This window comes from Nonomuraea marmarensis (assembly GCF_043197025.1).
In the GTDB taxonomy this organism is placed as follows: Bacteria; Actinomycetota; Actinomycetes; order Streptosporangiales; family Streptosporangiaceae; genus Nonomuraea; species Nonomuraea marmarensis.
This window is the reverse complement of the sequence record NZ_JBICRM010000003.1, coordinates 241826-254133: the sequence shown is the minus strand read 5'-3', so window position 1 is coordinate 254133 and position 12308 is coordinate 241826. Positions and strand designations below refer to the sequence as shown.

12 protein-coding genes are annotated in these 12308 nt (G+C 68.9%); 6 read left to right on the top strand and 6 right to left on the bottom strand.

Annotation, left to right across the window (positions count from 1 at the left end):
* Positions 1-8: 8 nt before the first annotated feature.
* The 3 genes from ACFLIM_RS06645 to ACFLIM_RS06635 all read left to right on the top strand — a co-directional run bounded on the left by ACFLIM_RS06645 (position 9) and on the right by ACFLIM_RS06635 (position 1431).
* Positions 9-686, top strand: a complete 678-nt coding sequence (locus ACFLIM_RS06645; RefSeq protein WP_393162999.1) for a uracil-DNA glycosylase — start codon at positions 9-11, stop codon at positions 684-686.
* A 10-nt stretch (positions 687-696) separates the two neighbouring features.
* Positions 697-1017: a hypothetical protein gene (locus tag ACFLIM_RS06640; RefSeq protein WP_393162997.1), complete on the top strand. Its 321-nt coding sequence runs from the start codon at positions 697-699 to the stop codon at positions 1015-1017.
* Between the two features lie 123 nt (positions 1018-1140).
* On the top strand, positions 1141-1431 hold the full coding sequence (locus ACFLIM_RS06635; RefSeq protein ID WP_393162995.1) for an MTH1187 family thiamine-binding protein: 291 nt from the start codon (positions 1141-1143) through the stop codon (positions 1429-1431).
* Between the two features lie 13 nt (positions 1432-1444).
* Here the strand turns inward: ACFLIM_RS06635 and ACFLIM_RS06630 are convergent, their stop codons facing one another.
* From ACFLIM_RS06630 to glgX, 5 genes are all read right to left on the bottom strand, one after another.
* Entirely contained in the window at positions 1445-2035 is a 591-nt protein-coding gene (locus tag ACFLIM_RS06630) for a hypothetical protein (RefSeq protein ID WP_393162993.1), read from the bottom strand.
* A gap of 71 nt (positions 2036-2106) precedes the next feature.
* Positions 2107-3087, bottom strand: coding sequence for a hypothetical protein (locus tag ACFLIM_RS06625; RefSeq protein WP_393162991.1), 981 nt, complete (start codon positions 3085-3087; stop codon positions 2107-2109).
* A 189-nt stretch (positions 3088-3276) separates the two neighbouring features.
* Positions 3277-4992 (bottom strand): malto-oligosyltrehalose trehalohydrolase, encoded by a 1716-nt coding sequence (gene treZ / locus ACFLIM_RS06620; protein WP_393162989.1) that lies wholly within the window; start codon positions 4990-4992, stop codon positions 3277-3279.
* The gene (treY, locus tag ACFLIM_RS06615; RefSeq protein ID WP_393162982.1) at positions 4982-7123 is read right to left on the bottom strand and encodes a malto-oligosyltrehalose synthase; all 2142 of its coding nucleotides are present in this window, start codon (positions 7121-7123) and stop codon (positions 4982-4984) included. The genes treZ and treY overlap by 11 nt, the downstream gene beginning before the upstream one ends.
* Positions 7116-9209, bottom strand: coding sequence for a glycogen debranching protein GlgX (glgX, locus tag ACFLIM_RS06610; RefSeq protein WP_393162980.1), 2094 nt, complete (start codon positions 9207-9209; stop codon positions 7116-7118). The genes treY and glgX overlap by 8 nt, the downstream gene beginning before the upstream one ends.
* 274 nt (positions 9210-9483) lie before the next feature.
* Here glgX and ACFLIM_RS06605 point away from each other — a divergent pair, with 274 nt between their 5' ends.
* Positions 9484-10056 (top strand): hypothetical protein, encoded by a 573-nt coding sequence (locus ACFLIM_RS06605; RefSeq protein ID WP_393162979.1) that lies wholly within the window; start codon positions 9484-9486, stop codon positions 10054-10056.
* Between the two features lie 30 nt (positions 10057-10086).
* Entirely contained in the window at positions 10087-11058 is a 972-nt protein-coding gene (gene pip, locus ACFLIM_RS06600) for a prolyl aminopeptidase (RefSeq protein WP_393162977.1), read from the top strand.
* 60 nt (positions 11059-11118) lie between these two features.
* Here the strand turns inward: pip and ACFLIM_RS06595 are convergent, their stop codons facing one another.
* Positions 11119-11421: a hypothetical protein gene (locus ACFLIM_RS06595; protein WP_393162975.1), complete on the bottom strand. Its 303-nt coding sequence runs from the start codon at positions 11419-11421 to the stop codon at positions 11119-11121.
* Between the two features lie 79 nt (positions 11422-11500).
* Here ACFLIM_RS06595 and ACFLIM_RS06590 point away from each other — a divergent pair, with 79 nt between their 5' ends.
* Entirely contained in the window at positions 11501-12295 is a 795-nt protein-coding gene (locus tag ACFLIM_RS06590) for a universal stress protein (protein ID WP_393162973.1), read from the top strand.
* Positions 12296-12308 lie beyond the last annotated feature (13 nt).

Genomic DNA, 12308 nt, shown 5'->3' with positions numbered 1-12308 from the left:
CAACGGCCATGGCAGGTCGTCCACTGAACGAAGTCGTCGAAGCCGGATGGGCCAGTGCGCTTGAGCCCGTCGCCGAGCAGATCTCCCAGATGGGCGAGTTCCTGCGCAAGGAAATCGCCGAAGGCAGGCAGTACCTGCCCGCGGGCACGCACGTGCTGCGCGCTTTCAGCCAGCCCTTCGACGATGTCAAGGTGCTGATCGTGGGCCAGGACCCCTACCCCACGCCGGGCCACCCCGTCGGACTGTCGTTCTCGGTGGCCCCCGACGTGCGGCCGCTGCCGGGCAGCCTGGTCAACATCTACAAGGAGATGGAGACCGACCTCGGCCTGCCCCGGCCCACCAACGGCGACCTGACGCCGTGGGCCGAGCAGGGCGTGCTGCTGCTCAACAGGGTCCTCACCGTGATGCCCGGCAAGCCCGCCTCGCACCGGGGCAAGGGCTGGGAGCAGGTCACCGAGCAGGCCATCCACGCCCTCGTGGCGCGTAACAGGCCGATGGTCGCCATCCTGTGGGGCCGCGACGCGCGCAACCTGGCACCGATGCTCGGCAGCGTGCCACGCATCGAGTCCGCCCACCCCTCTCCGCTGTCGGCCCGCAGCGGCTTCTTCGGCTCACGGCCGTTCAGCCGGGCCAACGAGCTGCTCACCCAGCAAGGCGCCACACCTGTGGAATGGAAGCTGCCCTAACATCGTCGCCATGAGTGATGAACCGAAGTTCCTGCGCCTCACGGTCGAGCTGACCGTCGAAGTGCTCGATGTGAACACGTTGCAGGCGGCGGCCCTGGCCGAGATCAGGCACCCCGACGCCGACCTCACCGAAGAGGAGCGCACCGAGCAGGCCGAGCTGGTCGGCTCCGACGACTCCGGGGCCTCGGCGCTGCAGTGGCTGATCGAGCCGGACCACGTGCTGCAGCTCGTCGACCACATCACCGAGATCGAGCCGCGCGAGGCCGTGCTCGGGGTGGAGCCGTCCGAGGGGCCCAGCGAGGAAGAGGAAGAAGAGCACGATCACGTGTGACGTGCGCTCGAGGTACGGCGGTGGCCACGGCGTTCGGAGGCGTCGTGGCTTTTCGCATGCCGGAGCTGTGTCAGGGTCTGGCTAAGATCGAAAGCCTCCGGCAAGCCGCAAGGGGGCAACACAGTGATCGTCGCATTCTCCATCACCCCGCTGGGCGTCGGCGAAGGGGTCGCCGAGCCCGTCGCCCGCGCCGTCAAGGTGGTCCGCGCCAGCGGGCTGCCCAACCGGACGGACGCCATGTTCACCACGATCGAGGGTGAGTGGGACGAGGTCATGGACGTGGTCAAGCGCGCCGTGGAGGCGGTGGCGGAGGTCGCGCCACGAGTGAGCCTGGTGCTCAAGGCGGACCTGCGGCAGGGGGTCACGGACGGCATGACCGCCAAACTAGAGTCCCTGGAACAGCACCTCTCCTGACAACGAACCGGGCTCAGCCGAGTAACAGCTCCTCACGGCGGGCGCGGAGCTCTCCGCGCAGCCGTTCCAGCTCCCCGCAGCGCTCCTCCAGCCGCCCCACCAGCCCTTGAACCCCGCCCCGCTGAGCGCCGTCCAGCACCCCCGGCTCCACCATCATGCCGAGCGCCTCGACCTCCCGAACGAACCCGGCCACCGCCGCCCGATCCCCCCGCAGGCGCAGGGCTTCGAGCCCCGCCGCCCTGGCACGTTCCCTGGCAGGCAGCTCCACGCCCAGCTCAGCCAGTAACCGCCCGATCTCCAGCAGCTCGGCCCCACGCGGATCAGCGGACTCGGCCAGCCGCCGCTCCTCCCGAGCCAGCAGCTCCTCGTAGAGCTCCCGCGCCGGTCCCACCTCGGCCAGCTCCCGCTCCACCGCCGCGAGCACGATCGTGAGCGCCCCCAGCCTGGCCTCCCCGGCGGTCACCGCCTCCTGATCCCACACCCCGACCGCATCCATCGCCTGCCGCGCCTCCCGCACCAGGCCGGCGATCGCCGCGCGGCGCTCGTTCAGCTCATCCCAGCGGCGCACCCGCTGACGCGCCGTTCGCAGATCTTCATCGATCATTTCAAACGGGATCACATCACTAGGACGCCTGGACGCACCGGCCCGGTTCACGACGATCCTCTTTCGAGGTGTCAGGCGGCGAGGGCCGGGGCTGGGTCTGGGGTTTGGCAGTCGATCAAGGTCAGTGGGGCGTGGCCGGCTTCCTGGGTGGTGCATAGCCAGTCGTTCAGGGAGCCGGTGAAGCCTGAAGGTGGGCCGACCTTGAGGCATGTGATCTGACCCGTGCCGGGCGCCGGGCCGACCTTGAGACGGCGGATGCTGCCTGTGCGGCCCAGCTCCCCCAGGTCCGCGTCGTACGGAGTCAGCTGGACGCCGAAGGGAAGGCCCCCGTCAGGTTGGTCTGAGGGTTGGATTTGGAGGAAGTCGTCGATCTTGCGTTCGGTGGCTTCGGGGTGGGTGGTGACGTAGGCCAGGTGGTCTGCGGTCAGGCGGTGGGCGACCGTGCGCAGGAGGTTGGTCGCGCACAGGTTGTGGGCGCAGGCGGCGCCGTCGAGGGTGATCTCCGGGAGGGCGAAGCGGCGTAGGCCCCGTGAAGTGACGCGGAGGCAGTCGCATACGCCCGTGTCGGCCGGGTCCCATGGTGGGCAGGTCGCGGCGTCGTGGACCTGGACGTCCCAGGCCAGCCAGTCGTCGTTGAGGCGGAAATCCGTGGGCTCGCCCGCGCATCTCCCGCAGGTGAGGATGGTGGAGCCGGTCAGGGGGTCTATCAGCAGGCCGTCGCATTGGCGGGCCAGGGCCCGGGCGGCGGCTCGGGCCGCTTGGACGTTGGCGGGGAGCTGGTGCGGGGGTGCTGTGGTGGACACCACGACGTGTTGTCTGGTGCGTCGCAGCCGGCGTCTTTCCTCGGCTGTGAAGTCGGTGCCGCGTGGTTTCCAGGGGGTCGGGTGGTGGGTGACGGTCAGGGTCCCGCTGCCCGCTGCGCTGATCGCGGCCCTTCTGAACGGTCCACCGATGCGCCAGGGCACGAACGACTCGACGTCGAACGTCAGCTGTTCCATCGCCACGATGAACAGGGACGTCAGCATGAGGGGCAAAGGGAGAACGATCTTCATGAGTGGCCTCCGGGCATCGGATTGAATCGGTGAGGCACTCAGGATCGGGGGTGGCGCGGGGCTTGGGTGGAGTGGAGCGCGGTTCTGTGGATAACGCCTCCAGGCGATATCCGTCCCTGTGGAAACAGCGACACGTGGTGGATGCCAGGCATCGGAATGCGTGAAGGCCCGGGGGCCATCCCGTCCCTTCTAGCGGGACGTGGCTCGGCAGATCACTAATGCCTGGCCGGGCAACCGCAGCCCCTCCTCATCCGCGACCACCGGCTCGTCCGAGGCCAGCAGCACAGTCCCGGCCGACAACGGCACCGTCACGGACTCCGGCGCGAAATTCACGCTCACCGCGAGCGTCCCCCGCCACATGACCAGCCACTTCCCCAGCGCATCCACCTCCACCCGAACCCGCTCCAGCCGCGGATCCGACAACTCGGGCAGCGCCTTGCGCAACGCGATCAGGTCCCGGTACCAGCACAGCAGCGACCAGTGCGCCTCCTCCTTCACCTCGCTCCAGTCCAGCTTGGACCGCAGGAACGTCTCCTCCTCCGAGGGATCCGGCGCGTCCCAGACGTACCCGAACCCGTCGAACTCCCGCTCCCGCCGCGCCCCCTCGCTCTCCCGCAGCTCGGGCTCGACGTGATCGGAGAAGAACAGGAACGGCGACCGCGCCCCCCACTCCTCCCCCATGAACAACATCGGCGTGAACGGCGAGGTCAGCAGCAGTCCCGCCCCCAGCTTGAGCGCGGCGATCGGCAGCCGGTCGCCGGCGGGCCGGTTGCCGATCTGGTCGTGGTTCTGCAGGAAGGCGACCAGCCGGTGCCCCGGCACCCCCGCGAAGGACCCCCCGTGCGTACGGCCGCGGAAGCTCGAATAGGACCCGTCGTGGAACAGGCCCGACGTCAGCACCTTGGCCAGCGCCGACAGCGAGGCGAAGTCCGCGTAGTAGCCGTGCGACTCGCCGCTCACGGCGCAGTGCAACGCATGGTGTACGTCGTCGTCCCACTGCGCGGTCATCCCCAGCCCGCCCGCGTCAAGAGAGCGCACCATGTGCGGATCGTTCAGATCGGACTCGGCGATCAGCGACAGCGGCCGGCCGACGGAGCACGCCAGCGCGTCCACCTCCTCCGACATCTCGGCCAGCAGGTGCCTGGCACGCCGGTCATGCATGGCCTGCACGGCGTCCAGGCGCAGCCCGTCGATGTGGTAGTCGCGCAGCCACTGCACCGCGTTGCCGAGGAAGTACCGCCGCACCTCGTCGGACCCAGGCCCGTCCAAATTGACCGCTTCGCCCCAATAACTCCCCTTAAATCCGGAAAAATAGGGGCCGAACGGCCGGAGGAAATTCCCCGAAGGCCCGAGATGGTTGTAGACCACGTCCAGGATGACCCCGATCCCGGCCCGATGACACGCGTCCACGAACGACTTGAGCCCGTCGGGCCCCCCATACGTCTCGTTCACGGCGTACAGATCGACCCCGTCATACCCCCAGTTACGCTTCCCTGGCACGGGAGCGACCGGCATGACCTCCACGAAGTCGACGCAGAGCTCCACGAGGTGCTCCAGCCGCTCGACCGCCGCCTCGAACGTCCCCGCCGCCGTGAACGTCCCCACATGCAGCTCGTAGATCACGGCCCCCCGCAGGTCACGACCCTTCCAGTCATGATCGGACCAGGTGAAGCGGGCATGGTCGTAAACGGCACTGGGCCCGAAGATCCCGTCCGGCTGCCGCCGGGAGCGCGGGTCGGGGTAGGGCCCGTCGCCGTCCACCACGAAGGTGTATCTGGTCCCGTGCCCGGCCTCGGCCACCTCGGCCGACCACCAGCCCCCCTCCCCAGCCGACATCGAACGACGCCCGCCCAGGACGTCCACCTCGACAGCCGTGGCCTTCGGCGCCCAGACCTCAAAGATCATGTCTCTCCAGGAGTGCGACCGGATACTGACCGAGCAGGTGCCCGAGCGGGATGCGCCCGGTGTAGAGGCCGCCGGTGAGCAGGTCACGCCAGGTCCCGGCGGGCAAGGTCAACGTCGTGGCGCCCCAGCCGGACGCGGCCAGGCGTACCGGCAGCCGGGTGGCGACGGCGACGGCCAGCGGCCGTTCGCGGGCGTCGGCCCCCCGGCAGAAGGCGATCACGTGCTCCGAGGCGGATCCCTCCGCCCACAGCGGCAGGTACGGCGCCCCGCCCCCGAGCCGCCGCCGCAACCGCAGCGCCTGGGTCGTCACCAGCAGCTTGGCCGCGTCCCACGAGGTCTCGGGCTTGAGCGGGTACGTCACGGGCCGCCGGTTGTCCGGATCGACCAGCGAGAAGTCGGTCGTCTCGTTCCCCTGGTACACATCGGGCACCCCCGGCATCATGAGCTGCACCAGTTTGGCCCCGAGCGAGTTCGACATCGCGAAGGGCTCGATCCGCGAGGTGAACTCGCCGACCGGCAGCCGCACCGCCGCTTCCGCGAAGGACCGCAAACCCCGCTCATAGGACGGGTCCGGATTTATCCAGGAAATGGCGGTCTTGGCCTCACGAGCCGCCTTCAGCAGGTAGTCCGCGAACCGCTCGGCGGAGATCGGCCAGGCGGCCATGAGATTCTGCCACCCCAGGTAGTCCAGGCAGGGATCGAAGCGAACGGCCGACGACCACGAGGACACAGCGGCGGCCCACTCCTCCGGCATCTCGGACAACACAGACAACCGAGCCCGTACGTCCTCCGACCGCTTCGTGTCGTGCGTGGACAACGTGGTCATCGTGTACGGGAGCAGCTCGGCGCAGAAGTCGTGAAATTCCTCCACCGAGACCCCGAAAGCATCGGGCTCTCCGCCCACCTCGTTGAGGCAGGCCAGCGGATACCACCGATAGAGAGCCGTGTCCTCGACACCCTTGGCCATCACAGGCCCGCACGACTGCTGGAACCGGATGATCGACTCGGCGGAGCCGTACAGGACCTCACGGACGAGCGGCAGGACGGCGGGCGAGCACGCCTCGGCGGCCAGCTCGACGATCTCGACCGACTCGGGCGGCGGCGGCTCCCCGGGCACCACGTACGCGCGGTAGACCGGCATCGCGGCGAGCAGCTCGCGCACGGCGGCGGGGTCGCTCTCGGCGGCTTTGGCCAGCCGGTTCACCTCGGCCCCGAAGAACAGGTCGAGCACCTCCCGCTTGGCCTGCGCCATCACGGGCCGGTATTCGGAGGGTTGCCCCGTCATATCGGCAAAAATACGGATAAGCGGCGCTTTGCCCGACGGGTCGACGAAGAGGCCGTTGACCCGATTCAGGATGTCGTAGCCGGTGGTGCCGTCGCAGGCCCAGTCGCCGGGCAGCCGCTCGGGCCCGATGAGGATCTTCTCGACGACCGTCCACGCGTTGCCCGCCCGGCCGCGCAGCCGTTCGAGATAGCCGCGGGGATCGGCCAGTCCGTCGGGGTGATCGACGCGCAGCCCGTCCACCAGCCCCTCGTCGAGCAGCCAGAAGATCACTTCGTGCGTGGCGAACAACACGGACGGATCCTCGACCCGCAGCCCGATTAACGAGGAGACGTCGAAGAAGCGCCGGTAGCCGGGCCCTTCACGCCAGTCGACCAGCCGGTAGTGCCCGGGGTAGGGGTAGGCGTGCTCGTGGTAACGCAGCACGTCGCCGTCCACGACGGGTTCCGTGTCGTCGCCCAGCACGGGCAGCGCCACTTTCCCCTCGGTCCAGTCGATGTCGAACCAGTTCGCGTACGGCGAAGCGGGCCCGTCCTTCAGCACCGACCAGAACTGGGCGTTGAGCGTGTTCATGTGGTTGGGCACGATGTCCACGACGATGCCCAGGTCATGGGCGGCGAGCTGCTGCGCCATGTCCCTGAACCCCGTCGCCCCGCCGAACTCCTGCCTGATCCTGGAGTGGTCGGTGACGTCGTAGCCGTGCAGGGACCCGGGCGTGGCCTGCAGGATCGGCGACAGGTAGACGTGGCTCACGCCGAGCTCGCGCAGGTAGCCGGCGATCTCGGCCACCTGGGCGAAGCCGAAGTCGGGGGTCAGCTGCACCCGATAGGTGGAGGTCGGCCTAGACACGGCGCAGCACCCGCACGCTGCGTCCGGGCACCGCGATGGCCTCGCCGGCCCGGCACATCCGCGCGTCGAGCCTGATCGGCATGGCCGTGTCGATCTCCGTGTGCCACATCTCGCCGTAGTCCTTGGGGATCGTGAACCTGATCGTGTCGTAGTGGGCGTTGAACAGCACCAGGAACGAGTCGTCCCGGATCGGCCGGCCGCGGCGGTCGGGCTCGGTGATGGCGTCGCCGTTGAGGAAGACGGCCAGGGACTTCGCGTATCCCACGTTCCAGTCGCTGTCGGTCATCTCCTCCCCGGAGGGGGTGAGCCAGGCGATGTCGCTCAACCCGCGTACCGGCTTGCCGTAGAAGAACCTCCTGCGCCGGAAGACGGGATGCTTCTTGCGCAGCGCGGCCAGGCTCTGGGTGAACTCCAGCAGCAGCCAGTTCTCCCTGACGTCCGACCAGTCGACCCAGGTCAGGTCGTTGTTCTGGCAGTAGCCGTTGTTGTTGCCCTGCTGCGTGCGGCCCAGCTCGTCGCCGTGCGAGAGCATGGGCACGCCCTGGGAGAGGAAGAGCGTGGTGAGGAAGTTGCGTTTCTGCTGCTCGCGCAGCGACTCGACGGCGATGCCCGCCGGACCCTCCTCGCCGCAGTTCCAGGACCTGTTGTCATCGGTGCCGTCACGGTTGCCCTCCTTGTTCGCCTCGTTGTGCTTGCCGTTGTACGAGACGAGGTCCTGCAGGGTGAAGCCGTCGTGGCAGGTGACGAAGTTGATCGAGGCGGCGGGGCGGCGGCTGTCGTCCTGGTAGAGGTCGCTCGACCCGGTGAACCTGGACCCGAACTCGGGCAGGGTCGCCGCCTGCCCGCGCCACAGGTCGCGGATCGTGTCGCGGTAGCGCCCGTTCCATTCCGTCCACCGAGACGGGAAATTTCCGACTTGATACCCGCCCGGCCCCACGTCCCACGGCTCGGCGATCAGCTTGACCTGCGACAACACCGGGTCCTGCTGCACCAGGTCGAAGAACGAGCTCAGCCGATCGACCTCGTGCAGCTCGCGCGCCAGCGTCGAGGCCAGGTCGAACCGGAACCCGTCCACGTGCATCTCGATGACCCAGTAACGCAGCGAATCCATGATCATCTGCAGGACGTGCGGCGACCGCATCAGCAGGCTGTTGCCGGTGCCCGTGGTGTCCACGTAGTAACGCTTGTCCCCCTCGACCAGCCGGTAGTAGTCGGAATTGTCGATCCCCCTGAACCCCAGCGTCGGCCCGAGATGGTTGCCCTCGGCGGTGTGGTTGTAGACGACGTCCAGAATGACCTCGATGCCCGCCTCGTGCAGCCCCCTGACCATGGCCTTGAACTCCAGCACCTGCCCCCCGCGCTGCCCCTGGCTGGAGTAGCGGTTGTGCGGCGCGAAGAACCCGATCGAGTTGTAGCCCCAGTAGTTGGACAACCCGCGCTGCTCCAGGATGTCGTCGGTGACGAACTGGTGCACCGGCATCAGCTCGATCGCCGTCACCCCCAGCTTGGTGAGGTGGTCGAGGATCTCGGGGTGGTGCAGGGCCGCGTACGTGCCGCGCAGGTGCCTGGGGATCTTGGGATGGCTGATCGTCAGCCCCCGCACGTGGGCCTCGTAGATCACGGTGTCGTGGTACGGCGTCGCGGGCGGCCGGTCGTGCCCCCAGCCGAAGAACGGGTTGATCACGATCGAGCGCGGCACGTAGGGGGCCGAGTCGAGGTCGTTGCGGGTGTCCGGCTGGCCGAACCGGTATCCGTAGACCGCCTCGTTCCAGTTCACGCCGCCCTCGATGGCCATCGCGTACGGGTCGAGCAGCAGCTTGGCCGGGTTGCACCGCAGCCCCCGCGCCGGCTCGTAGGGCCCGTGGATGCGGTAGCCGTACCGCTGGCCGGGCCCGATCCCCGGCAGGTAGCCGTGCCAGATGAACCCGTCCACCTCGCTGAGCGGCACCCTCGACTCGACGTTGTCCTCGTCGAACAGGCAGAGCTCCACCGCCTCCGCGACCTCGGTGTAGAGCGAGAAGTTGGTGCCCGCGCCGTCGTAGGTGGCCCCGAGCGGATAGGGGTCTCCCGGCCAGATCTCGATCATCGAGGCTCCCTTGCGGTCTCTCCCCATGTTGCGTTCCCCCGCTCTACCGGACAAGCCGCTTTGTTCCTTCCACCCTCGCCACGTCATTACTCCAGCTGAACGGGGTGAGCCGCCCCCGACGGCGCGGTATCGGAGACGGCCCACTCCAACAGCATGGTTCGCCACTCCCGATCCTGGCCAGTTGCCGGGTTATGCCCAGGGATGTACGGCGCGGGTTTCCGGCTCTTGGGGCCAGTGACGCGCGGGCGGGGTGCGGGTTCGACAAGATGGACCGATGAGCGTTGAGTTGATGGTCTGGGACGAGCCGGTGCCGATCGACAGGGACCAGGCGCGCGCGACCTACCTGGCGGTCAAGAGGACCGACCCGGTGACCGGCGAGACTCCCGACGTCGCCAAGGAGCTGCCGGGGGAGGTCACGCTCTATCCGGGGCACGTGCTGGTGACGATGGACCTGGACACGATGGACGAGATGTCCGCGCAGGTGTTCACGATCGCGCGGGCGCACGGGCTGATCTGCTACGATCCTCAGCGCGACCTCGTGCACAACGTGGCGCCGCTGGGCGTCTACGAGGGCATGCAGCTGCACACCGGCGACGGCATGGTCGTCCACGACCCCGACCTCGGCCTGGTCCACGACGTGCTGGCCACGCTGTCGCCGCAGAACCCGTTCGTCGCGCTGGTGAACTTCGGCCACCACTTCCTCCAGGTCTCACCCGGCTTCGAGCTGGAGTACAAGGAGGGCACGCTCATCCGCGCCATGGTGCCGGAGCTGGCGGAGGTGCGGCAGGCCTTCAACGAGTACGCCACCGGCGACCGCTCGTTCCTCAGCCGCCACGCCTGGGCTTAGACGCCCTCTGAAGTGGCAGGATCAAGAGCCATGCGAACCCTGTACCCGCCCATCGAACCCTACGACTCCGGCCTGCTGGACGTCGGCGACGGCAACCGGATCTACTGGGAGGTCTGCGGCAACCCCCGCGGCAAGCCCGCCGTCATGCTGCACGGCGGCCCCGGCGGCGGGTGCAGCGCGAAGCACCGCCGCCAGTGGGACCCCGAGCGGTACCGGATCGTCCTGTTCGACCAGCGCAACTGCGGCCGCAGCCGGCCGCACGCCGGCGACCCCGCCACCGACCTGAGCGCCAACACCACCTGGCACCTGGTGGACGACATGGAGCGGCTCAGAGAGCACCTGGGCATCGACAGGTGGCAGGTGTTCGGGGGCTCGTGGGGCAGCGCGCTGGCCCTCGCGTACGCGCAACGGCATCCCGGCCGGACGACCGAGCTGGTGCTGCGCGGGATCTTCACGTTGCGGCCCCAGGAGGTGCGCTGGTTCTACCAGGAGGGCGCCTGCTACCTGTTCCCCGACCTGTGGGAGAAGTACGTCGCCCCCATCCCCGCCGAGGAGCGCGGCGACCTGCTGGCGGCGTTCCGCGAGCGGCTCGAAGGGCGGGACGCGGGCGCCAGGCTGGCGGCGGCCAAGGCGTGGGCCCAGTGGGAGGCCGCCACCATCACCCTGCTGCCCGACCCCGACCTGGTCGAGGAGTTCGGCCAGGACGAGCGGGCCATCTGCTTCGCCAGGATCGAGAACCACTACTTCCACCACGCCGGCTGGTTCGAGCCCGAGCAGCTCATCAGGGACGTCGGCAAGATCCGGCACATCCCGGCCGTGATCGTGCAGGGCCGCTACGACGCCTGCACGCCCATGGCCACCGCCTGGGACCTGCACAGGGCCTGGCCTGAGGCGGCCTTCCACGTCGTGCACGACGCCGGGCACGCCTTCTCCGAGCCGGGTATCACCGACCGGCTCATCGAGGCGACAGACGGCTTCTCGCGAGCCGTACCGCAGGAGTGACGGCCCCCACGGCCAGCCCGGGCATGGTAAAGGCGAAGTCGACGATGTCGTGGTGCGATCTCAGGAGAGCAGCAGGCGAACCAGGGTGGCCAGCTTCATCTCCAGCTCGCCCTGGGTGATGAGGCCCCGGTCGAACGCCTCGGAGGTGGCGTCCCGCTCGGCGACGTAATAAGCGGCCATGATCTCGCTGCGGAGCGGCGTGAACCCGCGCTCTACGCAGTCGGTAAAGACGGAGACCTTCTGCTCCACGGTGCCGGGGTCCACCGTGCACGCCAGGTCACGTTCCCTGAGCTGCTGAACCGCTTCACGGAGCGACACCGACCCGAGGGCTCCGTTGAAGCGGGTGTCAAGAGTGATCTTCACTGTCTTTGCGCCTCCGGATGTTTACAACGTTCCGATCAAGACCGCGTATTCCCAGCTCAGAGCGGGTAAGAGGGCAGTCGTGATCGGAGAGCACGTGATCGTCGGCTACACCAGTGAGCCGGGAGGGCGGGACGCTCTCGCCCTCGGTGCCGCGATCACGCGGGTCACCGGCGGCGAGCTCACCGTCGCGACGATCTACCCGCCGGGCAGCCCCGGGCTGGCGGTCGAGGCGCAGGCCAACCTGGCGCACGCGGCGGAGGAGCTGGGCCCGGCTCCGGCCGAGTACATGGCGTTCGAGAGCAGGGGCACGGGCCGCGGGTTGTCGGTGCTGGCCAGCAGGATCAGGGCCGACCTGATCGTGGTCGGCTCGGCGGCGGGCGGGCAGCGCGGCCGCATCGCGATCGGCGCCACCTCCGACCACCTGCTGCACCTGTCGGCCGAGGCGGTCATGCTGGCGCCCGCCGACTACATCCCGCCCGACGGCCCCGACCGCCTCACCCTGGCCTACGTGCACCGGCCGCAGTGCGACGAAGCGGTCGAACGCGTGGCGCAGGCGGCGTTGCGGCTCGGCGTGCCGCTCCGGCTGATCACCCTCGACCTGCGTACCGAGGACCAGGGCAAGCTCAGGGACGATCTCGCCCTGGCCGTGCGCCTGGCCTGGGAGAGCACCGGGATCGAGGCGGAGTCGGAGGTGGCCGAGGGCCACGACGTGGCCACCGCGATCGAGGACGTCGAGTGGCTACCGGGCGAGTTGCTGGTGTGCGCGGCCAGCGAGGACGCGCAGCCGCACCGGGTGTTCCTCGGCGAGCTGGCCATGAAGGTGCTGCGCGCCTCGTCCTGCCCCGTCACCGTGCTCCCCAGGGGGTTCTCCTAGGCCCGGCGGACGC

Coding starts and splice junctions, on each gene's coding strand:
- ACFLIM_RS06645 (WP_393162999.1), top strand. CDS start 9: ATGGCAGGTCGTCCACTGAACGAAGTCGTCGAAGCCGGATGGGCCAGT.
- ACFLIM_RS06640 (WP_393162997.1), top strand. CDS start 697: ATGAGTGATGAACCGAAGTTCCTGCGCCTCACGGTCGAGCTGACCGTC.
- ACFLIM_RS06630 (WP_393162993.1), bottom strand. CDS start 2,035: ATGATCGATGAAGATCTGCGAACGGCGCGTCAGCGGGTGCGCCGCTGG.
- ACFLIM_RS06625 (WP_393162991.1), bottom strand. CDS start 3,087: ATGAAGATCGTTCTCCCTTTGCCCCTCATGCTGACGTCCCTGTTCATC.
- treZ (WP_393162989.1), bottom strand. CDS start 4,992: ATGATCTTTGAGGTCTGGGCGCCGAAGGCCACGGCTGTCGAGGTGGAC.
- glgX (WP_393162980.1), bottom strand. CDS start 9,209: ATGATCGAGATCTGGCCGGGAGACCCCTATCCGCTCGGGGCCACCTAC.
- ACFLIM_RS06605 (WP_393162979.1), top strand. CDS start 9,484: ATGAGCGTTGAGTTGATGGTCTGGGACGAGCCGGTGCCGATCGACAGG.
- pip (WP_393162977.1), top strand. CDS start 10,087: ATGCGAACCCTGTACCCGCCCATCGAACCCTACGACTCCGGCCTGCTG.